The organism is Gilliamella sp. Pas-s27 (assembly GCF_009795865.1).
Classification (GTDB): Bacteria; Pseudomonadota; Gammaproteobacteria; order Enterobacterales; family Orbaceae; genus Gilliamella.
In genome coordinates this window covers 15,985-41,684 of record NZ_WTEW01000014.1, presented here as the reverse complement: position 1 = coordinate 41,684, position 25,700 = coordinate 15,985, and the positions used below count along the sequence as shown (strand labels likewise).

The 25,700-nt window shown below is 36.4% G+C and carries 18 protein-coding genes; 15 read left to right on the top strand and 3 right to left on the bottom strand.

From position 1 onward, the window contains the following. Positions 1-2 precede the first annotated feature (2 nt). Together GQ589_RS06770 and adk are read left to right on the top strand one after the other, a co-directional pair. Positions 3-257: a zinc-ribbon domain-containing protein gene (locus GQ589_RS06770; RefSeq protein WP_160400802.1), complete on the top strand. Its 255-nt coding sequence runs from the start codon at positions 3-5 to the stop codon at positions 255-257. Between the two features lie 39 nt (positions 258-296). Continuing rightward, positions 297-941, top strand: coding sequence for an adenylate kinase (gene adk / locus GQ589_RS06765; protein WP_160425286.1), 645 nt, complete (start codon positions 297-299; stop codon positions 939-941). 310 nt (positions 942-1,251) lie between these two features. Here the strand turns inward: adk and ybeD are convergent, their stop codons facing one another. Further along, entirely contained in the window at positions 1,252-1,518 is a 267-nt protein-coding gene (ybeD, locus tag GQ589_RS06760) for a DUF493 family protein YbeD (RefSeq protein ID WP_085247195.1), read from the bottom strand. 192 nt (positions 1,519-1,710) lie between these two features. Between ybeD and gss the strand changes: the two genes are divergently transcribed. The 13 genes from gss (at position 1,711) to GQ589_RS06695 (ending at position 21,880) form a co-directional block, all read left to right on the top strand. After that, a complete protein-coding gene (gene gss / locus GQ589_RS06755; RefSeq protein ID WP_160425284.1) occupies positions 1,711-3,585 on the top strand; it encodes a bifunctional glutathionylspermidine amidase/synthase in 1,875 nt (624 codons plus the stop codon). Between the two features lie 196 nt (positions 3,586-3,781). After that, positions 3,782-5,332 carry an SrfA family protein gene (locus tag GQ589_RS06750; RefSeq protein WP_160425282.1) on the top strand — a complete coding sequence of 517 codons (1,551 nt, stop codon included), beginning with the start codon at positions 3,782-3,784 and terminating at the stop codon, positions 5,330-5,332. Between the two features lie 9 nt (positions 5,333-5,341). After that, positions 5,342-8,368, top strand: coding sequence for a virulence factor SrfB (locus tag GQ589_RS06745; RefSeq protein ID WP_160425280.1), 3,027 nt, complete (start codon positions 5,342-5,344; stop codon positions 8,366-8,368). Next, positions 8,365-11,037, top strand: a complete 2,673-nt coding sequence (locus GQ589_RS06740) for a putative virulence factor (protein ID WP_160400797.1) — start codon at positions 8,365-8,367, stop codon at positions 11,035-11,037. Before GQ589_RS06745 ends, GQ589_RS06740 begins: the two co-directional genes overlap by 4 nt. Before the next feature lie 132 nt (positions 11,038-11,169). Next, on the top strand, positions 11,170-12,171 hold the full coding sequence (locus GQ589_RS06735; protein WP_160425278.1) for a hypothetical protein: 1,002 nt from the start codon (positions 11,170-11,172) through the stop codon (positions 12,169-12,171). Between the two features lie 12 nt (positions 12,172-12,183). After that, positions 12,184-14,148: a vWA domain-containing protein gene (locus GQ589_RS06730; RefSeq protein WP_160425275.1), complete on the top strand. Its 1,965-nt coding sequence runs from the start codon at positions 12,184-12,186 to the stop codon at positions 14,146-14,148. A 19-nt stretch (positions 14,149-14,167) separates the two neighbouring features. Next, on the top strand, positions 14,168-14,884 hold the full coding sequence (locus GQ589_RS06725) for an ATP-binding cassette domain-containing protein (protein WP_160400832.1): 717 nt from the start codon (positions 14,168-14,170) through the stop codon (positions 14,882-14,884). Between the two features lie 3 nt (positions 14,885-14,887). Next, positions 14,888-16,108: an ABC transporter permease gene (locus tag GQ589_RS06720; RefSeq protein ID WP_160411972.1), complete on the top strand. Its 1,221-nt coding sequence runs from the start codon at positions 14,888-14,890 to the stop codon at positions 16,106-16,108. Continuing rightward, entirely contained in the window at positions 16,065-17,681 is a 1,617-nt protein-coding gene (locus tag GQ589_RS06715) for an SUMF1/EgtB/PvdO family nonheme iron enzyme (RefSeq protein WP_202115039.1), read from the top strand. The genes GQ589_RS06720 and GQ589_RS06715 overlap by 44 nt, the downstream gene beginning before the upstream one ends. Then, positions 17,681-18,370: a hypothetical protein gene (locus tag GQ589_RS06710; RefSeq protein WP_237399196.1), complete on the top strand. Its 690-nt coding sequence runs from the start codon at positions 17,681-17,683 to the stop codon at positions 18,368-18,370. Before GQ589_RS06715 ends, GQ589_RS06710 begins: the two co-directional genes overlap by 1 nt. 2 nt (positions 18,371-18,372) lie before the next feature. Next, complete coding sequence (locus GQ589_RS06705; protein ID WP_160411970.1) at positions 18,373-18,855, top strand: hypothetical protein; 483 nt, start codon at positions 18,373-18,375, stop codon at positions 18,853-18,855. Positions 18,856-18,940: 85 nt separating this feature from the next. Then, on the top strand, positions 18,941-20,317 hold the full coding sequence (locus GQ589_RS06700; protein WP_160411969.1) for a VWA domain-containing protein: 1,377 nt from the start codon (positions 18,941-18,943) through the stop codon (positions 20,315-20,317). A gap of 117 nt (positions 20,318-20,434) precedes the next feature. Beyond that, complete coding sequence (locus tag GQ589_RS06695; protein WP_160425272.1) at positions 20,435-21,880, top strand: VWA domain-containing protein; 1,446 nt, start codon at positions 20,435-20,437, stop codon at positions 21,878-21,880. Positions 21,881-22,149: 269 nt separating this feature from the next. Here the strand turns inward: GQ589_RS06695 and gyrB are convergent, their stop codons facing one another. Next, positions 22,150-24,561 (bottom strand): DNA topoisomerase (ATP-hydrolyzing) subunit B, encoded by a 2,412-nt coding sequence (gene gyrB / locus GQ589_RS06690; RefSeq protein WP_160425270.1) that lies wholly within the window; start codon positions 24,559-24,561, stop codon positions 22,150-22,152. 42 nt (positions 24,562-24,603) lie between these two features. Further along, entirely contained in the window at positions 24,604-25,677 is a 1,074-nt protein-coding gene (gene recF / locus GQ589_RS06685) for a DNA replication/repair protein RecF (protein ID WP_160400788.1), read from the bottom strand. Positions 25,678-25,700 lie beyond the last annotated feature (23 nt).

The window sequence follows — 25,700 nt, the reverse complement described above, 5'->3', positions numbered from 1 at the left end:
TTATGTCAAAACAACAAATAGCGGTCGAAAGCGGACAAGAAGGCATTTGTCCAAAATGTCATCATAAAATGACAATTACCTCACCGCAACATTATCAATGCTCTCAATGTCAGCAGCATTATCTTGAACAATACATTTGCCCTATTTGTCAACAACAGGCTCAAATAATTAAAGGCTGTGGGGCAGTTAACTATATTTGTCATACTGATGGTTTGATTTCCAGCAGTAAAGTGATATTTCATTATTTACCAGAATAGAAGACTTTATTTATATTAAAGGCCATAAGAGGTTATTTTATGCGAATTATTTTATTAGGAGCACCAGGAGCAGGCAAGGGAACGCAAGCACAATTTATTATGCAAAAATATGGGGTCCCCCAAATTTCAACCGGTGATATGTTACGCGCAGCAGTAAAAGCCGGTACGCCACTAGGTTTACAAGCTAAAGAACTCATGGATGCAGGTAAACTTGTTACCGACGAATTAGTGATTGCGTTAGTCAAAGAGCGTATTGCACAGAGTGATTGCGTCAATGGCTTTTTGTTAGATGGATTTCCTCGCACCGTGCCACAGGCTGATGCCATGAAAGCTGCGGGTATTAATGTTGACTATGTACTTGAGTTTGACGTACCCGATGCTGTGATTATTGATCGCATGAGTGGACGTCGAATTCATGCACCTTCTGGTCGGGTTTATCATGTTCGTCATAATCCACCTAAAGTTGAAAATATTGATGATGTTACAGGCGAACCGCTGACAATTCGTAAAGATGATAACGAAGAAATTGTTCGTAAACGCCTTGTTGAATATCACGATCTAACTAAACCACTTATTAGTTATTATCAGCATGAAGCCAAAGAAGGGCAAACACAATATTTCCGAATTGATGGCACGCAAGCTGTTGCTGATGTAACCAAAGAGTTAGCTAACATTTTAGGATAATTTGTTTATCAATTAAAAGAGCAAGGCAGTGAACTATCTTGCTCTTTCTCTTTCAAGTTGGTTAATATTGTTGCTTATATAGCAAAAACAAAAGCGAAGTCATAACCAATACTGCCAAAAAACGTTCAGGAAAGTTATTGATTTTATTCGATTTTTTTTGACGTGTTTTTCTTTATAGAAGTGAAAAATTTATTCAAAAATCAGTCAGAAAAAGTATTGATTTTATTGAAGTTTTTAGTTTGGTGATATTACTCAAAATAGCGCCTTATCAATAACAATAAAACGCCATTTTGAATAGAAAAGCAAAACGCTATAAAACCATTCTTACAATATCGATTTCGCCCAATTCTTTATAAAGATTCTCGATCTGATCAATATGTGTTGCATTGATGGTAATTGAAACTGAATGATAATTACCTTTACTACTCGGTTTAATTGATGGCGTATAATCACCTGGAGCATGACGCTGAATGACAGATACCACTTTGTCGACAAGCTCTGGTTTGGCTTCTCCCATGACTTTATAGGTAAAAGAACATGGAAACTCTAATAATTCATTTAATTTTGTTGGTTGCATAATCTTATTTTCTCAGTTACTGGTTCGATGTATCCATATCAAGAATCATTAGTATATATAGGCGGTTTAGCGTTCTTCAAGTAACGAACAATAAACATCGCTTTTTAAAGTATATATTTTGAGCTATGATAAGAAAATTCTAACATAGTGAAATAAACGTATCTTGCTATTTATCTATAAGGCTAAAACATCATGTCATCTAATTCCAATCATAAAGAACCTTTCGGTACATTATTAGGTTATGCACCGGGTGGTGTTGCTATTTATTCATCTGATTATGAAACATTAGATAAAAATCAATACCCAAATGATGCCTCATTTCGTAGTTATTGTGGATATGAATATATGGGGTACAAATGGCAATGCGTTGAATTTGCAAGACGATTTTTATTTTTAAATTATGGCATTGTCTTTACTGATGTGGGAATGGCGCATGAAATTTTTTCACTTCGTTTTTTAAGGCAAGTTGTTAATGAGGCGATTTTACCTTTGCAAGCATATGCTAATGGCAGCAAAAAAATGCCCGAGGCGGGCTCGTTATTGATATGGGATGATGGTGGCGTGTTTGATCGTACAGGTCATGTTGCGGTTATAACCGAAGTATTTGAAGACAAAGTCCGAGTGGCAGAGCAAAATGTCATCCATGTGCGACTACCTATTGGGCAACAATGGACACGCGAACTTAAGATGGGCGTGACAAACGAAGGTTATCAATTACATGATACGTTTGATGATACTAAAATTTTAGGATGGATGATCCAAACAGATGACACTGCATATAGCTTGCCACAACCAACCGTCGCAAATCCATTACTGACTATTCATAGTGCTCACCTTAAAAATGAAGGGCAATTTGATAAAAAGTGGTTGAATGAATCAGATCCCTTAGACAACGCCTATGTATTAGCAGCAGGTCATGCGATTAGCCATGATGATCATTATCGTTATTTCATGATTTCCGAAAGTGCTGAACAAGAATTAATTCGAGCCACCAATGAATTGCATTTAATGTATTTACATGCGACCGACAAAGTTTTAAAAAATAATGATTTATTAAAGAATTTTAATATTCCCGAAATACTTTGGCCAAGATTGAGGCTTTCATGGCAGCAACGCCGTTACCAAATGATAACGGGTCGATTAGATTTCTGTATGGATGAAAGAGGCTTAAAAGTGTATGAATATAACGCCGATTCCGCCTCATGCCATACTGAAGCGGGCGATATTTTACAAAAATGGGCTATTCAAGCTGGATTAAATCGAGGAACTAACCCGAGTAGTGGTTTACTCAATTCTTTGGCTGACTGTTGGCGACATAGTGATGCTCAACCTTTTGTCCATATCATGCAAGATAATGATAGTGAAGAAAATTACCATGCATTATTTATGCAAACGGCGCTTACTCAGGCCGGATTTGATAGCAAAATCTTGCGGGGACTCAATGGATTAAGATGGGATAAACGTGGTCAACTTGTGGATGATGACGATCGCCAAGTTACCTGTGTTTGGAAAACGTGGGCTTGGGAAACGGTATTAGAACAGCTTCGTGAGGAAAGTGAAGCACAAATTGCAGGTTTACCAATTCGCACTTGGCATCCTGACAATACAGTTAGGTTAATTGATGTCTTATTGCGACCAGAAATCTCGGTTTTCGAGCCACTATGGACGGTAATTCCAAGTAATAAAGCTATCTTACCTGTATTATGGTCATTGTTTCCAAATCACCGTTATTTATTAGAATCCACATTTGAACTCAATGAAAGCTTAATTAAAAAGGGGTATGCGGCTAAACCAATAGCAGGACGTCGTGGAAGTGATATCCAATTAGTAAGTCATCAAGAGCAGATCCTTGATAAAACAGTTGGACGTTTTGCTAAACAAGAAAATATTTATCAAGAACTATGGTGCTTACCAAAAGTCGAAGATCGTTATCTACAGCTATGTACCTTTACGGTGGGTGGGCACTATGGAGGTACATGTTTACGCTCTGATCCTTCTTTAGTAATAAAAGGTGAAAGTGATATGCAACCGTTGCGTGTATTAACAGATGATGATTTTTTAAAATAAAATTGTCAAAAATATATAGGAAAACCGCTTTTTATCATTGTCGATATGTTTGTTAAAAATTAGCAAGAAATATGATTAAAAATTTATAATACGCATATTGACATCAATTACAATAATGGCGTTTTCTGTTAAACTTGTTTTTACTGTAAAAAAATGATAAGAAATAAAAATAATATAAGAAAATAGAAAGGAATATATGGCAAATACATTACTTAGAAGTGGCGATATCAAAGATTTCAAAATGTTGGGATATGATGGTAAAGCAGCTTATTTAGTAGCGACTCAGATTCGTGAAATGTTTAGAGTTAAACTGGGTAAGCAGTATGCTGATTATTTAGCTATTCCTCAACGGAATGATCAAGGTAATATTATTGATTGGTATATTCCTTTTGATTCAAATCTCCCCGATGGTCAATATGATATTATTCCTTGGACATCTGCAAGCGAATCAGAGCAGGAATCAGCGCTGATTTTACTTAAAGAATTTGAACATAAAGTCATAAATTTAGGTAAGCAATTAGCTAGTAACCCCAATTTAGATGGTGATCAACTGCTTTTTAGTCGACTTATTTATGATCCCAAAAATAGCGTTGATAATGCTGAGTCTAATTTGATGGCAATCCGTTTTCCAAGCAATCAGTTTGTTTACATTGTTAATGGTCAACCTGTCATTACTTTTTGGGGATTCTTGCATCCACAAACACCTCAAGCCAATTCTCCATTCTATTGTTTAGAACCAGTAAAAAAAGTCACTCCAGCAACCGTTGTTACCCCACCACCGATACCTGAACCGCTCAAAACCAGACCATGGTGGAAATGTTGGTGGGTATGGTTATTAGGCTTGTTACCTTTGTTATTGCTTCTTTTAGCTCTTTTTTTACTACGAGGCTGTTGGTTAACTCCAAAAATAACGGTTAATCCTTCATTATCGTTATCAGGTAATGGTGATGTTAGTATGCCTGTTGTTAATGGCGAAAAACACGATGAAAAAGAACCAGAAAGAGAGTTAAAGGCTGAGGTAGATAATCATTTGGGTGTTGCAGGTAATGGCATAGTAAATGGTACCATTCCAGTTGATGCTAATGCGATTGCTAATAGTACTAATACCGCAGGTGACGCAGTTGATCATTCAGCAACTTCTGACAATGGACATAATAGCGATAAAGGTAATGATACGCCAACTCCTGATGCTCAAGATAATAAAAACGAGCAAATGGCATCTCCTGATGTCGGTAATTCTGATAATAAAGATGAAAAATCGCCACAATCTGATAATACAAAAGATAATGTAGATGGAAAAAATGAGCAAAACAGCACGAATCCAACATCTATACCATCAGATAAAGATACTACCACTCCGGCTGTTGATCAAACAAATAATTTAGCGCTACCTGCTGATGCAATAACGCAGGGGTCAACAAAATTCTTAAATGGTCAATGGTCTGTCAACGGCGGTATTCAAGACAAAACCACAGGTAAACCATTACAGTTAAGTTATAATTTTAATGATGGAAATGGCGAGGTTACAGTAACACGTAGTGACGGTGTGAAATGTGTCGGTAAGGTTGGTACAAATATTAAAGATGCTAATTTAGCTATTGCGGGTAATAGTGAAGCTATTTGTAGTGATAATAGCAAATATCAACTACCAAGCATTCAATGTACACCGGGCAACAATAATAAAGCTAATTGCCAAGGAATTTATAATAATGGGACTTCATTCCCAATAACGATGAAAAAACAATAAAGGTTATATATGCTTCCAGAATTACGCAATTATGGTCAAGAAGTCACACTTATTATGAACAGTGGTATTCAGTTTCTTGATTTTGCACTTAGAATCGATTGGAAAGATAATCAATGGCGCAGTAAAGTTAATGGGTGTTTTATTGAACCATCAGAAAGTGGTGCACTAATTAGATTGATTGAAGATGTCGACAGTGGTCAATTTTTTACACCTGATAACCGCACATTTGCGGTTAATCCAACACAAGAAATTAGCGTTGATCAATCATTAAAATTATTTGATGGTATTTGGTTACCGGTTCCTGTTTTACGCTCAATTCCTCCTGAACGTTTTGATAAAGGTCCACATAACTGGAGCCGAGTTCGAATTGTTAATATTCCCGAAGGGGAAGATCCTAACGGCAATACACACCGAATCACGTTTGCATTTGATACAAAAGTATTTGCGAATTTACAAGATGTTGCCTACCTTGCCCCAACCGAAAACGATGTAATGACTGGTGCTGTGTTTAGTTTAGCACATCGTTCCGATCACGTGTCATGGTTTTTAGAACTTAAATGGATAACCAGTTGGTTAATTGATCTCTTTCAAGAGTTGGCGCCACAACCTGAGCGCTTAAAGATTCATAAAGATGATATTAATCAAGAAATAAAAAATAAAACTTACTATGGACATTACCTAAACATTATCCATTTACTTGCTGATTCGTTGCAATTGCCAACAATTAAGATTGTGTCAAATAATAAAGATGATATTGTTAAATCAATTCCTGTTGATATGATTTTAGATGTGGGAAATTCTCGAACTTGTGGCATTTTAATTGAAGATCATGCCCAAGATAAAGATAGTTTAAATCATCGTTATGAGCTTGAAATTCGTGATTTAACTCAGCCAGAGCATATCTATAATGAACCATTTGAAAGCCGTGTCGAATTTGCTCAAACCTTTTTTGGTAAGGAACACTTTTCGCTACAAAGCGGACGCCGTGACACGTTTCGTTGGCCAAGTATTGTTCGAGTAGGACAAGAAGCTAGCAGGCTAGCCAGTCGGCGTGAAGGTAATGAAGGAGCAACAGGGCTTTCAAGCCCAAAACGTTATCTGTGGGACCAAGATAAATACGAACAAGGTTGGCGTTTTAATTCTCATTACGTAAAAAGCGACCATGAACCTTTTGCAACGGCTGAACCGTTTTCAAGTTTAATTAATGAATATGGTGAAGCATTACACATTCTTAGTAATGATATTCAAGAAGAGTATGACCGCAAGATGCCGGTTTTTCACCCTAAATACTCACGAAGCTCATTGATGACATTTATGCTATGCGAAGTGTTAATGCATGCATTAATGCAAATAAACAGTGTTGCTCAGCGTAATAAACTGGAACACGCTAAAACGCCACGTAATTTACGCTCAATTATTTTAACTATTCCGCCAGCCATGCCAAAGCCAGAGCAGGCTATATTTAAAAGTTGTGTATATCAAGCTATTGGCTTAGTTTGGAAAAGCCTTGGTTGGGATGGTTTAGATGATAATATTGATTTTAATAACCCAGAACAGCTTAAAAGTGTGTGGCCAAATATTCCAGAAGTGCACATTCAATGGGATGAAGCAACTTGTGGTCAAGTAGTTTACTTATTTAATGAAACACAAAACAATTATAATGGTCGTTGTGAGGAGTTTATTGCTTCAATGGTGCGTCCTAGCAAAGCAGATAAACAGAAGCTAACTATTGCCACTGTTGATATTGGTGGTGGCACGACGGATTTAGTGATTAACGATTATCAATTAGAGTACAGCGCAAATGGACAAGCCAATAGTAGTAATGCCTATATTGTACCAACGCAGCGTTTTCGTGATGGATTTAAAGTCGCAGGGGACGATATTTTACTTGATATCATCCAAGATACTGTGTTAACCGCTTTAACAAACGGTTTAAAACAAGCTGGCATTGCTGATCCTAACCCAATTTTGTCGACCATTATTGGCTCTCAGCAATTGTCCATTCAAGATGCGGTATTGCGCCAGCAACTTACCTTACAGTTATTTATGCCAGTGGGCTTACAAATATTAAAGTCCTATGAAGTTTATGATCCGTTACATGCAGATCAACATGTTTATCGTTCGACGTTTAAAGCATTGTTACAACATAATGTCATGACAGAGCATGTCCTTAACTTTATTAATGACCCTATTAGACGAGCATTGAATAATTCTGATTTTTCGGTACTTGATTTAGATATCGAAATTAATTTAAAGCGCATTCATTATCTGTTTATTCGTGGCGATTATTATAATATTTGTAAAACATTTGATGCACTATCTGAAATTATTAGCTGCTATCAGTGTGATGTGCTGTTGTTAACCGGTCGTCCTTCTCGTTTACCGGGTATTCAAAGTTATTTCCGATCACGCTTATCAATGCCTGCGGGGCGAATTTTGCCATTGCATGGTTATTATACTGGTGGCTGGTATCCTTTCCATAAGCAAGAACGCATTGATGATCCTAAAACAACCGCAGCAGTAGGGGCAATGTTGTGCTTTTTAAGTAAAAATTTACGGTTACATAATTTCTATTTTAGATCCTCAAATATAGATTTATATTCAACCGTTAAGTACATTGGACTTTTAGATAATCTTAATATGATTAAAAAAGAAAATGTCTATTATCAAGATATTGATCTGGATAATCCTGATTATGACTTTCCTGAGCATTCGTTCGAAATTAGGGGGACGACAAGGCTAGGATTTAGACAGCTAGAGGTCGAGCGTTGGCCTGCATCACCTATCTATATTTTAACTATTGAAAGCAGTGAAGTAGCTAAGCGATTAAGTGCTGACGGTGTGATTTTAGAGGTCACATTAGGTATTAAAAATAAACAAAAAACAGTTGAAAATTTTTATATTAAAGATGTAAAAGCCTCGGATGGGCGAGCTTGTAATAAGAATCAGGATATTAAACTAAGCTTAAATACCATGGTTAACTCTGGTTTAATTAGCACGCAATATTGGCTTGATAGTGGAATGATAAAACGATGAAAAACTTAAACGAACAACTACCTAAATCTTGGGATCAGGTCTATCAAGCATCCGCAGAGGCCATTGATTGGGTGAATCAAACACGCCATTCATCTAAACGTTTAGATAGTGAAGCGGATAATTTAATTTTAGATTTACGCCGTTTACGAAACAGTGCAAAACGATTGGGCGATGTATCAACTAAATCTGTTGCGGTTGGTTTTTTTGGTTTATCACAAGCGGGTAAATCTTACCTTATTTCAGCACTTGCTGCAGGCGAAAACGGTAAACTAGAAACAGTTGTCGATAACGAAGTATTAGATTTTATTGACCATGTTAATCCAGTCGGCAGTGGTAAAGAAGCGACAGGACTGGTGACACGTTTTAGTCGCATTGCTAAAGGTGGTATTCCAAATTATCCGTTAGAGTTAAAATTGTTTAACGAGATTGAAATCGTTAAAATCTTAATTAATGCTTATTTTAAAGATTTCGATCAGCAGAAAGTCTCCAATAAAGTCGACTTTTCACAGTTAAACCAGTTGATCCAACGTTTAGAAAACAAAAAACAAGCTCACTATGTTGGTGGTGTTAGTAAAGATGACATTGTTGACCTATACGATTATTTATCTGAAAACTTTGGCAACTCGCTTGAAGAATTAAAAGGCGGTTATTGGGATAAAACCATTCACCTTCTGCCTTATCTAACAACAGCTGATAGAGGTGAGCTGTTTTCGGTTTTATGGGGGGGAATTGCTGAACTCACCAATATTTATACTCAATTAGCGTCAACTTTATCAAATTTAGGTTATGCTGAAACAGTATACGCACCACTTTCTGTCTTAATCAAAGATAATAATGGTACTAAGTCACAAATCGATAGCATTATGAATGTTGATATTCTTGAACGATTGAATACCGACAAAGATTCATCAGTCACCATAACACCATTAAATGGCGAACCCGTTGCAATCTCTTTAGCACAACTTGCTTTTTTAACTGCTGAATTAATCTTTCCATTAGTCAATAAAACTAGAGTACCAACGTTTGAAAATGTGGATTTACTTGATTTTCCTGGATATCGAGGGCGTTTAAATTTGATATCGATTTCAGATGTTAAAGAAGGTAACCCAATTGCTCAACTTTTATTACGTGGTAAAGTTGCTTATCTATTTGAAAAATACACTGATAGCCAAGAAATGAACGTACTTGTTGTCTGTACACCATCAGATAAACAATCTGATGTTAATGATGTAGGTCCTGTACTTGAACGCTGGATCGATAAAACACAAGGCGAAACGGCTGAAAAAAGAGCCACTAAAAAAGCAGGGTTATTGTGGGCAATTACCATGTTTGATAAACGCATTGGTACATCGTTAACGCTATCTGAAGATAATCTTAAAAATAGCTGGGGTAAAGGTGGGTTATTACAGCAAACAATTTTAGAACGATTTGGTAGTTATGATTGGTTAAGTAACTGGTCAAACGATCATAAATTTAATAATGTCTTTTTAGTCCGTAAACCTGGATTTGATGTGCCATTTTTAAATGTTGATCCAAGCACTAGTCAAGAACTGGCTTATAATGAAAATTATCAAGCAAAAATGGATGTATTAAGAAATACATTTGTTCAAAACAGCGATATCAATGAATATGTTTCCCAGCCGGAAGATGCATGGAATGCCATGTTAAAACTGAATGATGGAGGTATCGGACGAATTAGCCAATACCTAGAACAAGTTGCTATCACAGAAGTTAAACAACAACGAATTGTTGAACAACTTAACGAAAAAATTGAGTATATCATCAATATGCGATTTGATACTTGGTATCAAGCGGATAATGATGAGGCGCTAGCTAAGAAAAAACAAGTCATTGCAGATGTTGTTAAAGAGTTACAGAGTAAAGCCTTATTGTTAGGAGAGTTACTCAAAACTCTTGAATTACCAGACCAAACCATTAGAGCTCTTTACCATTCTAGCTCTATCGATAATGAAACAGCTCAAGATGGCAATGATAATTTATTAGATAATTTATCAAATGATTTTGGTTTAAATGCTGATTTTGAATTGTTTTCTGATTCAAGTTCATCGCTAACGACTAAATCAACAGACGTATTACAGACAGAATCAAAATTTGCAACAACGGTCTTTTCGGCATGGCTAGAGCATTTAAGAAATATTGTGCTAGATAAGCATATTTTGCAATTTTTTGGCATCAATCAAAAGTCACTTTCTTTTATTATAGAAGAGATTATTACTGCTGCAAATCGAATGAAATTGGAAGAAAATTTAACTAAGCATATTTTAAATAATGAAAATATAGGGAGTAAACGTGATGATCTTGAGTCTAGACAACTCAGTACCATTCATACTTTACTAACAGACTTTATTGCTTGGCTTGGTTTTATTGAAGGACAAGCGGGTGATATACCAATGAGTCGAGTTAATCAAGGTAAGCCGATATTTTCTTCACCATTAAGTGAATTTAATGCCCAATCATCGCATTCATTACCAAAACTGAACGATCACACTAAAAATTATTCTCAGTATGCGATATTTGATTGGTTTATTGCGTTTGCAACACTGGCGCAAGAAAATGTTGGACATCATGCAGGGCGAGAAATTAGCCAAGAACAAAATAGCCGATTAGGCGAGATTCTGGCTTCTTTCAAACAATCGCGGATTAATTAAAAATAGCGTCACTAAACAAGAAAACATAGCAGGAAAGCCGTTTGGTATATTGGTATAAATGAAACCCCTGCTTAATAGTAATAGATTGCATGAAAGATACTCACATATTTGAGTATAAAAATAGAGGATATCATGGCATTAAGAATTGAATTAAGTAGTTATAAACCCGGTATTGCGAAGTTTTTAGCTCAAAAATGGAGCGGTAGTTCCGATATTGATATACTTATACAACGTAATCAAGATGGTTATTATTTATCTGGTATTAATCAATGGGGGTCTGAAAAAAGTTGGCACACCATCGAAAACATGTTAGTTGAAAATGAACAATTAACGGGGCATGTTGGTGAATGGTTGGTTGATTCTTTAGTGACACAAGAAAGTCAGCTCCGATTTCTTATACAAATTCGTGATAAGCAAAATCTAAGTTATGTTGATGGTGGTGTTGTCAGTATTGCTGCTGATGTGCTTCCTTCCATCGCATTAAGTACACAAACAGCCCAACCAAATGTTCAACAAGCAGAACCTATAATTGAGCCAGAGGTTCAAGAGATCTCACCATTAATTGAAGAACCTAACCTTGATGCTGAACCCGCGACATTAGATGAACCTATCGAAAACAACACAGCCCCTGAAGCTAAAGCTATAGAAACAGAAGAAGTCGTTAAACCCAAAAGCCGTCTTGGGTTAATTTTGGCGATTGTGATTGCGTTGATGATGTTAATTGGATTGGGTATTGCTGTGTGGTATTTTTTATTTTTCAAAAATCAATCACCGCAAATCCCATTAGTACAAACTAATGGACAATGTAGTGTCATTAATGCGAATACCGATGACTTAACTTTTATTCAACAATGCCTACAAACCAAACCCAAATCAGACGAAATTATTCAAGTTATCATGGAAGCTAAAAAAGCAGAAAAATGCAACATTGCTCAGCGATTATATGCAAATCAGGCACAAACAGATGCTAAAATTGCTGAACTCTATGCAAAAGAGTATGACGACAAATTTTATAAAGCCAATAACTGTTTTAAAGTAGATAAAGAAACCGCTATTTATTGGTATGAAACATCGTTAACCAAAGATCCCAATAATGCCTTTGTTAAAGATCGTTTAACACAATTACAAAATTAGTGAGGAGCAAGAATGAATAAACTAGCTGTCTCAAAACTCATTTCGTTGATAAGTCTAACATGTTTGCCTTTGATGGGGTTTGCTATCGAGCCACTAAAACAAGCAGGTAAAACAACCTTATATCAACGTGTATTAAGTACACCAACATGTGAATTAAAAACTAATATCACCGATTCTAAGGGTAAATCAGTTCCTGCTTTTTCACGTTATTATGTTTATGAGCGCAAAAATAATAATAATCAAGAGTGGCTTAAAGTAGGTCCAGACTCTTATGGTAAAACAATAGGTTGGATTAACAACTCGTGTGCAATTGCTTGGAATATGCAAATGACATTAGTGTTTACCAACCCCGTTGATCGTGATCCTTTATTATTTTTCAAAGATAAAACCGCATTAACCAAGATAGTTGATACAGATAAACCCGAAGCCTTATTAAAACCGATTCGTGATGCATTAAAAGTTAATAAACCAGTGGTAGAGGTGGTTGCTCAAGAGCCTAAAGAGTTTGTTGATTTTAAAAGTAACTTCTATTTGTTGCCTATTTTGCAAGGTGAAGAAGTCATGAATGGGCAAGGATTTTATGAACGTGTGTTAGAAATTGCCTCAGTAAGCAAACAAGATGCTTTAATAAAAAACAACACAAAATCAACCACAAACCAAACGACAGATGACAGTACTAATCAAGTTGTCCCATTTAAAGCTGCCATTGTGTTTGTTATCGACTCGACTATCTCTATGGATCCTTATATTTCAAGAACTAAAGAGGCGGTAGAGCGTGTTTATCAGCATATAGAAAAAGAAAACTTACAAGGGCAAGTTAAATTTGGATTGATTTCATTCCGTTCTAGCTTAAAAGCATCGGATAAACTTGAATTTGTCACTAAAGTTTTTGCTGATCCCAACAAAGTCAAAGATAAAGAAGATTTCAAAAAACTAAGTGCTTCGCTTAAACAAGCTTCTGTTTCTACATCGTATTTTGCTGAAGACTCTTATGCGGGTGTCGCTCAAGCATTAAATGACATTAATTGGAATAGCTTTGGGGCTCGTTATATGATTTTAATTACTGATGCTAGTGCCATTCCAGGAGATGATAAGTTATCAAGTACAGGTATGGATGCTGCTCAGTTGAGACTTGAAGCTCAGCATAAAGGTGTCGCCATTTATGCGTTACATCTAAAAACGCCAAGTGGTGGTAAAGATCACCAAATTGCAGCAACACAATATTCAGATCTCACTTATAACGATTTTATTCACAAATCACTTTATTACCCTGTTAACGCAGGTGATGTGAATGAATTTGGTCGAAAAGTGGATTCATTGGCAAAAGCACTATCTGAGCAAGTTAAACTTGCTTATCAAGGCGAAGCGTCTGTTGGTAATGCGCTTAATGCAAAAGATAGTGATACAGACATGTTGAAAGATGCATTACTACTAGGTAAAGCAATGCAGCTTGCCTATTTGGGTGATGTTAACGGTACTAAAGCACCGTCAGTTTTTAAAGCTTGGATTGCTGATAAAGATTTTGTCAAACCTACTATACCAACGGCTGAACCGCGCATTTTATTAACTAAGTCTCAATTAAGTGATCTAAGCGATATCGTTAGTAAGATAGCTAATGCAGCTAATGATGGATTGATTTCTGCCGATGATATGTTTTCACAACTTCGTTCTGTTGCCGCTGCGATGGGGCAAGACCCAAGTAAATTAAAATCAGACTCTGTCATAAAAATTGCTGATTTAGGTTTGCTTGGTGAATATTTAGATAATATCCCATATAAAAGCGATGTAACGGGACTTGATCAGGATACATGGAAAAGTATGAGTGGGCTTGAGCAAGAAAAGTTCATCCGTAATTTAAACAGTAAAATTCGTTATTACCAAAAATGTAATGCTGATGTTGACCGTTGGATTTCGTTGGCCGAAGGTAGTGATCCTCGTGAAAACGTGTATCCTATCCCATTAGAAATGTTGCCATAAAGTTATGTTGTTAGAAAACATGTTAACTATCAATCAACTTACTATTTCGCGCTCAACAGGCAAATCCTTTTTTAGTGTTTGCCTGCCAAAGTTAACTGTAAAAACGGGTGAAGTGGTTGTTATTCAAGGCGATAGCGGTGCAGGTAAAAGCACCTTGCTTGAAATGATAGGGCTGATTTTAAAACCAGATAAAATTGGTAGCTATAACATTACGGTAGAGCATTGTGATATTGATATTGCAATGCTAATTCAACAAAATAAAATCGACCAATTGGCTAATATTCGAGCCCAATATTTAGGTTTCATGCTACAAACAGGTGGATTATTGCCATTTTTGACCGTTCGTGACAACATTTTATTATCATTAAAGTTATTACAAAAAAAAGTCGATAACAATCGGTTTGATTATTTAGTGCAGAAACTTAATATAGCGCATTTAATCAATAAATACCCCAAACAGCTATCAATTGGTGAAAGGCAGCGAGCTTCTTTTATCCGCTCGATTATTCATAAACCTGCATTATTACTTGCCGATGAACCAACTTCGGCATTGGATCCTTATAATGCAAATTTATTGTTTGATTTAATAATTGAACAAGCCAAGCAAGATAATATTGCAGCGATGATAGTCACCCATGACTGGCAACGTATAGCTAATAAAGGCTTATTTACTTTATCTGCTAAGCTAACTTCACCACAATCATCAGAATTTTTACCACAACAAGATAAGGTGTAAAGGATGACTAAAGCACTATCAAAATGGTTACTTATCACTCGCTTATCTTTAGCTGACTTATGGTATGACAGAAAAGTTTCATTTTGTATTATTGCCTCAGTGATCTCAGTGATTACACCATTATTATTACTATTTAGCTTAAAATATGGCATCGTTTCGCAACTTCGAGAGCAATTAGTTAATGATCCACAAAATTTAGAAGTCAAAGTTATCGGTAATTTACAACTTAATGACGAAATGTTTAATTGGATAAAAAAACAACCTGAAACCGCTTTTATGATTCCACTTACTCGCTCATTAAACACGCAAGCAGACTTAATTAAAGACGCTAGCCATTTTGTCAATAATGCCGAAATCATCCCCACGGCGAAAGGGGATCCAATAACAGACACCTTGCCATTACTGACTAAAAAGCAGATCTTATTAAGTTCACTATCGGCAGAAAAAATGCAAGCTACCATTGGCAGCCATATAAAAATGGCAATTACTAGGCAGCTTGATGGAAAGCTCGAAAAAGGTATCACCGAATTAGATGTTGTTGGTATCATCCCTGAAACGCGCTATAGCCGTGTGGCAGCTTTTGTTTCTTTAGATTTACTTATCGCGATGGAGGATTTCTACGACGGTTACCAAAGTGACATCTTTCCTACCTCGACAGGACAACTAAATCCACCTAACCACACATCATTTGCTCGTGCTCGTATTTATGCCAACGAATTGGATAATGTTGCGCCATTAGCCTTTAAATTGCGAGAAAAACACATCGAAACCCGAACGCAGTCTAAAGCGATTGAAAACGTAAAAGCAATCGATCGTGTACTTAATTTTATTTTTAGCGTTATTGCGATTACCGCAGGGGTGGGCTGTATTTTATCATTTTCTGGCTCATTTTTATCCAATATTGAACGTAAGCGCAAGGATATTGCTTTTATGCGACTAATTGGTTTTCAATCTAAAGAAATTATGCTTTATCTAGTCAACCAAGCGGTTATATTAAGTTGCTTGGCATTTTTTGTCTCTTTTGCGTTATTTTTTTTAGGAAATTATGCGTTTAATACAATTTTAGGTAAAAATTTAGTTTCACAACCCATTGTAAGTCGATTACAATTTTACCATTTTATTACTGCATTTATGCTCACCCTATTTATTTCGGCGCTAGTTGTAGCCATAGGAGGTCGACGTGCTACTAAGATCCAACCAGCAGAAAGCTTGCGTGAAGCGTAATTATATTCAATTAGCATATTTGGGATTGGTAGCGATCTGCTTAAATCCATCGTTAAGTTTTGCAGAACCATGGGATAGTAAATTTTATAACCCAAAACCAGCACAAGATGACGTTATTTTACCTATGCCGTGTGATGGCAGTTTAGTAATGAAAAAGGTCTTCACGCCGACTAATAAGCCACTTGATGATGTCAAAATTATTTTAGGTAGTAACCAAAAAGAGCTTGGTTTTGCCGAATATGCAACGCCAAATTATATTTCTGGTAGCTTTTCTGATTCGGGAAATGAAAGGTATTACCTAATAGGTAAATATGAAATTACTGCACTGCAATACCAAGCGGTCATGAATGACACTTGCCCGACAGCTAAATTAAATCTTTCTTTTCCTGTAACTGATATTAGTTGGTTTGATGCTATTGCATTTACTGATAAATATAACCGTTGGTTAATTGAAAATAAGGCAAAAATAAAATCAAATTCCATTCCTAAAGGATATATTCGTTTACCTAATAATACGGAATGGGAATATGCAGCACGAGGCGGGGCAAAAGTAACTGAATCGGAGTTCCGTGAATTGCGATTCCCTATGACGGGTAATCTTGAAAGCTATGCGTGGTTTTCTGGCGCTAAGTCAGCTAATGGTAAATTACAGCTTATTGGAAGATTAGAACCAAATCCACTAGACCTTTATGATATTTTAGGTAACGCTAGTGAAATGATGTTTGACTCATTTAGAATGAATAAACTTGATCGCTATCATGGTCAACAAGGTGGCATGATTGTTCGAGGGGGGAGTTATTTAACGCCTGAATCCTCAACCACCAGTGCCTTTCGTACTGAAAAACCTTTTTATGATGATAAAGGTGCTTATAAAAGTAAAGATGTTGGATTTCGTTTAATTTATACCACAGAAGTTATAAATTCTAATGACAAAATCAAGGAACTGGACAAAGAGTGGAGTGCATTAGGCAACGAAACAGACAGCACAAAAAGTAGCAATGTTGTTGGTGAACTTGAAAAAATCACCAAACAAGTTGAAGATGAAAAAACCAAAAAAGAGTTAAATCAACTCAATACACTTTTACGTAGCGCTAACCAAGCGCGTGACGAACAACGCGATCGCTCCATACAATCAGCATTACAATTAGGCGCATTTTTGTGTGCTAATGTTTCAGATTTAAATAGCAAGTTTGAATATAATGACAACTTATATAAAACAATGGTTAATGATGTGTGTGAGCTAGAAGAAACAGACACATTAGATGACGACAACATGTGTTCAAAAGTGAAGCTAGATAATTTGAAACACGTGGTTGATGAGTCTAAAAGTGCACGGGATTTTATATTAAAATATTATTCCGATACCATTGTTAGCACCGCATCAAATTACGAAAAAAATACAATTAATGATCAAGCTAAATCAACACAATTTATTCTAGAAAGCAGTGGCAAAGCTAATATGAGCGATTACCTGAAACTTTATTTCAAACATATTAATCAATATGTGGAATCAGGAAAAATCGAACGAACAGCTTGGCTACAAACATGTAATGAAATAAAAGGAAAGAAATGATGAATAAGATTATAGTAACCCTTGCTTTATGTTTATCGTTGGTTTTAACTGGTTGTCAGGGTGCTGGGGGCGCAAGCTCTAGAAACGTCGATCCTGCATTAACTAAAAGCAACTCTGCTAAATTTTTCAGCAAGTCAGCATGGCAATCTTGTGCTATTGGTGCAGGCTTAGGTGGTATTGGTTGTATGTTAGCCGGTGGAAAAACTGGGGTGTGCCTTGCGTCAGCTGCGGTTGGTTGTGGTGTGATGATGGGCGCAAACTATTATCTTGATTCAAAACGTGCAGAATACGCCGATGCAGAAACACGTCTTGATGTTTATATCCAAGACATCCAAAAAAATACCTACGAAGTACAAGCCGTGACAGAAACAGCTAAAGCTGTATTAGATAAGAACTTAGCGACACTTAAAGTATTAGATAATCAAATCAAAAAAGATACATTAAATAAGAAACAGGCTCGAAATGATTTAGCACAAATTGATGCCAATATTGCCTATTTGACGGATAAGCTACAAAGCATGAAGAAAGTTGAAAATGATTGGATTTCAATATCATCTCAAGAACAACAATCAGGTGTTAGAGTATCAAAACTTGACCAACAAATAAATCAATTACATAAACAAATTGCAGTACTTGAAAATCAAATTACTCTTGTTACAAAACAACGTTCAGCAGTTAAGGTTAGCTAATTATGAAAAAAAGATATCTTTTATTACTCAGCCCACTTGTTTTTTTAGCGGGTTGTTCAACAACACTCGAACAGTGCGATCCAAAAAATACAGATATTGGTATTATGGATAAAATTAGTTGTAATTATTCAGGTAATTACCAAGCTCGTGTTGATCATAAACAACAAATCCTTGAAAATGAAAAAAGAGCCAATCAGCAGTTTAAAGAAATTTATGCCGCTATTGAAAAACAAAAAAATGATAGTGCATTAAGTATTAAACAAAAACAAGCACAACAACAAAAACTGAAAACTGATTTAACTAAACTCACTAACGAAATTAAACAAAAAGCTAAAGGTCGTAATGACCTACAAGCTCAAGTAGTCGATATTGAGCAACAACTTAAAAAAGTGAACAGTTCAAATAGTTCGGAGCTTGAAAAACAAGTTGAGTTAGACAAGTTAAATAAGAAGCTTCAACAATTACAAAAAGCACTTAATATATAACTATATTTGCTTATTTAATAAAAGCTAAAAGACAAACAGAAACAAAAGTTAAATAAGCACCTAAGTAAAAGGAAAAGCATTGGCAATGCAACGAATAACAAGAATTATATTTGATCATAATAATACCGAAAAAAAGTCTTTATTAGATCAATATCATACTTTGTTAGCATTGCTAAAGCCGCATTTAACTGAGCGTACGTTTTCAATTTTAGCTATACCAAGATTAATTGATGATAATCAATATATTGCTTGGCACACTGATTTAGAAGGGCAACCTATTTTATTGAGTGATATCAATAATGAATCACATAAAAATAAAGTTGTAAAAAAACTACAAAATCGGCTCAACGATATTGAACAAGCGGTTAAATTAATTCCTATTACTGATCAACAGCAAGCACTTATTTCATCATGGTTATCTAGGCTAAAAAGTTTAGGTAACTCTATTTATGTCATTAATGATGATCCCGTTATCGTTAATACTTTTGAAGATCCTGTATTGCCTGTTACCACGCCAGTTCCTGCCATTATACCAACATCATTTTGGCGCTGGTGGCACTTTTTATTGTTAGCTTTATTCCTAATAGGGCTATTGGGCTTACTTTGGTATCTATTTTGCCCATTTGCAAAACCTGTCATCACTCAGCCTGTTGAACAAACTACGCCTGAGTCAACTGTTGCAGAACCTATTGTACCGCCGACAAAAAACGATCCTACGGTAAAATTAGAACCTGAATCAACAACACTGGAAAACACCACTAAACAGTGTATTACGCGTGAAGAGATCGCCAATATAACCGATTATTCCAAAATGGTTATGGTATTTGACAACTCTGCATCCATGACGATCACTTTAATGGAATCCCAAGCAGCGATAAAAAAATTCTTGAATGCCAACTTTTATTCAATGACACAAAAACAAGCTGATGCCTATGAAAAGCGCATGACTCGTTTACCTAACCGCTTATCAAGCAGTAAAAAAGTCGCGTTATCGGCCATTGATAAAATACAACCAGAAGTCAACATCGCCTTAGTAACACTCACGTCTTGCCCTGCGGCACACAAGACATCGTTTTATAGTTATGAAAATAGAGATAAATTAAAAAACAAAATTAACAGATTAAAACCATTAGAGTACAACAGTGCAACGCCTTTATATAATGGTATAAAACAAGCCAGCAAAATGCTTGACGGCGTCAATCGTGATGATTACATTTTAGTCATTAGCGACGGCGAAGATAACTGTACCAAAGCCAATATTTGCACCTTAGCAAACAAAATTGCCACCCAACAGCCACGCCTCAAAATAAATATTGTCGATATTGCGGGGCAACACAAAATTGACTGCGTTGCTGAAAAAACAGGCGGTAAAGTCTATATAGCTCAAAGCCCAACTGCTATTGTTGAACAAATGAATAATGCCCTTTCAACGATGAAGATCAGCAAACCAATATGCGAATAATGGCTTTTAAATAATTTGCCACAAGCAAATATCTAATTTATCGCCATTTATATAAAAAATGGTAATAAGAGATGTTTTTAATCGTCAAAATAATACAGTATAAGGAATAAAAAGACCATGCAACGAATAACAAGGATAGCCTTCGATTCCAATAATCCAGATATCATTTCTCAGTTAGAACAATATCATTCCTTACTTTTATTATTAAAACCACATTTAACTGAACGTACTTTCTCAATTTTAGCCACACCAAAGCTAATTGATAATCAGCAATATGTAGGTTGGTATACTGATCTTGAAGGGCAACCTCTTTTACTTGATAACATTGTCAACCAGTCGCAAAAAGACGAGATTATCCAAACATTACAAACTCGCCTTAATGACATTGAAACAGCAATAAACCTTATGCCACTAAGTAACGAAGAGCAAAATTTAGTTTCAATGTGGCTTCCTAAAATTAAAAGCTCAAGCAACTTAATTTATGTCATCAATAATGAACCTGTCATTGTTAATACCTTTCAAGAGGATGTGCAACCTGAACCTGCACCAATTGTTGCGCCAACACCATTTTGGCGTTGGTGGCATTTTTTACTTTTAGCCTTATTTTTAGTTGGACTGCTTGGCTTACTCTGGTACTTATTTTGCCCACTTGCAAAACCTAAAATTGTGCCTGCTGAGCCAGTATCGACGCCTGTCATTTCGGCACCTGTTGAAGAAAAACAGCCTGAACCTGCGCCAGTTCCTGCAACAAAACCACAAGAGCCTGAGCCAACTGTGGTGCCTGAGCCTATTGCAAAATCTGAACCAGCACCAACGCCAGCACCTGTACCGAAGGTAAAAAATCCGCCTAACTGCATAACCAAAGAAGAGATGAAAAAAGATTCTAATCCTTCTAAAATGGTTATGGTGTTTGATAACTCATTATCGATGACCGTGACCTTAAATGAACCCCCACAAGAGGTTGAAAAATACTTCCAATATATGTCCTATGGTTATGGTCGGAATATGTCAGAACAAGACAGAATTGCTTATGAAAAACGCATGACACGTTTACCAACTCGTTTATCAAGTAGTAAGAACGTGGCAACCTCGAGTATTGATAAAATACAACAAAATATCGATATTTCGCTTGTCACCTTAACAAGTTGTCCAGCGGCAGATGTTTCGCCATTTTATAATTATACAAATCGAGGAACGCTAAAACGAAAAATAAAACGACTAACACCAACAGCGGCAGGTGGTGGTGGAACGCCTTTATACAGCGGTTTGCAAAAGGCTAGTCAAATGCTTGATGGTGTAAAACGTGATGATTATATTCTCATAATCAGCGATGGCGAAGATAACTGTTCAAAAAATAATATCTGTACACTAGCTAATTACATAGCGTCACAAAAGCCACGGTTAAAAATTAATATTGTTGATATTGCTGGTGAACATAAAATTGATTGCATTGCTAACGCCACAGGTGGCAAGGTTTACATAGCCCAAAGCCCTAAAGATATGATAAAACAGATGAACAAAGCAGTATCAAGTTTAAAAATCAACAGACCAACATGCCAATAAAAAAGCAAACGCGCCAAATCCTTTTATTTGGTGCATTAATTGGCTTTGTGGTTTACAAATTTGAGCATTCGGAATGTTTAAAAACAATAAAAACATTTCATTCTTCCTAAAAAAGGATTATTTTTTATCAAAAAACAGTCAGGAAAGTTATTGATTTTATTTAAGTTTTTTGAGTGTTTTTTTACGAAAATCAACTCCGCCACAATCCTTATTCCCAATAAAAAACCAGACATGGTGTCTGGTTTTTTATTTTTTTATCACTGTAACATTTAGAAATCTAAATTTGCCGCTTTAAGGGCGTTTTCTTCAATAAATAGTCGGCGTGGTTCAACTTCATCGCCCATTAATGTGGTAAATAATTGATCCGCTTCAATGGCATCTTTTATAGTGACTTGTAACATACGACGGCTAGTCGGATCCATTGTTGTTTCCCATAATTGTTCTGGATTCATTTCACCAAGACCTTTATAGCGTTGGATCGTCAAGCCTCGGCGAGACTCTTTAATTAACCAATCGACAGCTTCGTCAAAAGAGCTAACTGGCTGTTTGCGTTCACCACGTTGAATAAATGCGCTGTCTTCTAGTAAGTCTTTAAGCTGTGCACCAAGGTGGCATATGTTGCGGTATTCGTTGCTGTGAATAAACGCTTGATCCAGCGTGTAATTAGTGTCAACGCCATGCGTTTTGATTTTTATTACAGGTTGGTGTAGCTGGGTCTTTTCGCTGTAGTCAGTTGCATAGTGGTAACTGCTGCCATGTTGTTCTTTGTTTGTTAGTTTTTCAACAAGTGTTTTTGCCCAACTTTCAGCTTGTTGTTGATTTTGTAAAATACTTTCGTTTAAGACATCATGATAAACCAATTCACAAAGCAATGCTTTCGGGTAGCGACGCTCCATTTTAGTGATAAGTTTTTCAACTTTTTGATATTCTGCAATCAGTCGTTCTAATGCTTCACCAGCAAGTGCAGGGGCATGGTCGTTAACGTGTAACGAGGCATCTTCAAGCGCTAGGGCGATTTGGAATTGCGTCATGGCATCATCATCTTTAATGTATTGTTCTTGCTTGCCTTTTTTGACTTTGTATAAAGGCGGTTGGGCAATATAAACATAGCCACGTTCGATAATTTCGGGCATTTGGCGATAAAAGAATGTTAATAATAAGGTACGAATGTGCGAACCATCGACATCGGCATCGGTCATGATGATGATGCTATGGTAGCGCATTTTGTCTGGGTTATATTCGTCACGACCAATTCCACAACCAAGAGCCGTAATTAATGTTCCGACTTCTTGTGATGAGAGCATTTTGTCAAAGCGGGCTTTTTCAACATTAAGGATTTTACCTTTTAGTGGCAATATCGCTTGGTTTTTGCGGTTGCGCCCTTGTTTTGCTGAGCCTCCAGCAGAGTCCCCTTCCACTAAGTAAAGTTCGGATAGTGCGGGATCTTTTTCTTGGCAGTCAGCGAGTTTACCTGGCAAGCCACCTAAGTCTAATGCACCTTTGCGTCGTGTCATTTCGCGCGCTTTGCGTGCCGCTTCACGTGCTCTGGCTGCGTCGATAATTTTGCCGACTACAATTTTTGCATCAGATGGATTTTCAAGCAGGTATTCGGTTAATTTTTCGCCCATAACAGATTCAACGGCTGATTTGACTTCTGATGAGACTAATTTGTCTTTGGTTTGTGACGAGAATTTAGGATCTGGGACTTTGACTGATACAACCGCAATTAAACCTTCACGGGCATCGTCACCAGTAGCACTAATTTTGGCCTTTTTGCTGTATCCTTCAGCTTCCATGTAATTGTTTAATGTGCGAGTCATAGCACCGCGAAAACCAGCTAAATGTGTTCCACCATCGCGCTGAGGTATGTTGTTAGTAAAGCAATAGATATTCTCTTGATAACCATCGTTCCACTGTAATGCTACTTCGACACCAATATCGTCTTTTTCGGTGCTGAAGTAAAAAATTTTAGGATGAATTGGATTTTTGTTTTTATTAAGATATTCAACAAAAGCTTGAATTCCACCTTCATAATGATAATGCTCACTTTTTCCTGTGCGTTCATCAAGTAACTTGATTGATACTCCTGAGTTGAGGAAAGAGAGTTCGCGAAGTCGTTTAGCAAGTATTTCGTAAACAAATTCAATATTAGTAAATGTTTCAGGACTTGGCCAAAAGCGAACGTATGTGCCTGATTCTGTGGTTTCACCAATGATGTTAAGTGGTGCTTGTGGTACTCCTAAGTTGTAAATTTGTTGGTGAATTTTGCCATCACGATAAATGATGAGTTCTAATTTATCTGATAAGGCATTAACAACTGAAACCCCAACGCCATGCAAGCCACCAGAAACTTTATATGAGTTGTCATCGAATTTACCACCCGCATGTAATACGGTCATGATAACCTCTGCCGCTGAAATACCTTCTTCTTCGTGAATACCGGTTGGAATTCCGCGACCATCATCACGTACAGAAACTGAGTTATCAGGGTGAATGGTTACTTCAATATGGTGGCAATAACCAGCTAATGCTTCATCAATGGCATTATCGACCACTTCGAAAACCATATGGTGAAGTCCTGTTCCATCATCGGTATCTCCAATATACATACCTGGACGTTTACGGACTGCATCAAGCCCTTTGAGTACTTTAATGCTAGAAGAATCATAAGAATTAGACATGGATTTCTCGACTTAATTGATTGTTTATATCATTCTGTATATTTACAAAATTATACCAGATTTTATGTGAAAAATCTTATCATTTTCATCGATCATATGGCTAATTTGATCTTGACTAACTGCGGTAATAAATACTTGAGAATTTGCTAATTTTAATCGTTTTGCTAGCAAATCACGTTTATTGTGATCTAGTTCTGAAGCAAAATCATCAATCAAGTAAATACAAGATTGTGAGTGTTGTTTTGAATAATATTCACCTTGAGATAACCGTAAAGCACACATCATTAGTTTTAGTTGACCTCGGGATAAAAGATCTTCAACAGGGATATTATCGATACGTAATTTTATATCTGCTTTATGTGGCCCCAAAGTGGTGTAATTAAGCAGCTTATCGCGATCGTACTGTTTTTGTAGCTGTTCGGAGTAATTAATTCCATGCTCCCAACCTTGATAATATTGGCAATTAAGTTGATATTCAGGTAAAAAATCACGGCAAGTCTGAATAATTTCAGGAAAAATATGTTGTAAGTAGTCGGTTCTAATCTGGCTGATTTTTTCGGCAATTGGGGCGATCTCTTTGTCCCAAGGTAATAATTGATTATAACTATGAGCTTGTTTTAGGAGTGCATTACGTTGTTTAAATAGACGCTTTAAATTGTTCCATAAATGAACAAATTCAGGGTGATGATGAAAACATCCCCAATCGATAAATGCACGGCGATATTTGGGACCACCACTTAATAAATCAAACCCCTCAGGGGTTATTAATTGTATCGGTAATAATTTGGCTAAATCGGCCAATCGAAAGCCTTCATCTCCGTCTATTTTTATTTTATTTTCGTTATTTCGTGATTTTGCAAGACCAATTGAATGGACTTGCTGATTGGTACTTTTTATTTCACTAAATAATATAAGCTCGGGTTGTTCATGTTGAATTATTCGATTTGATTGGGCATGTCTAAATGCTCGTCCGTGTCCAAGCATATAGATGGCTTCAAGTAGACTGGTTTTGCCACTGCCATTATCACCAACAATGAAGTTGAAATGCGGTGATAAAGTGAGTTCTGCGTAATCAATATTACGAAAACGATGAACGTTGATGGTTGATAGCGTCATATACTGTCAATTATTCCGGCCGA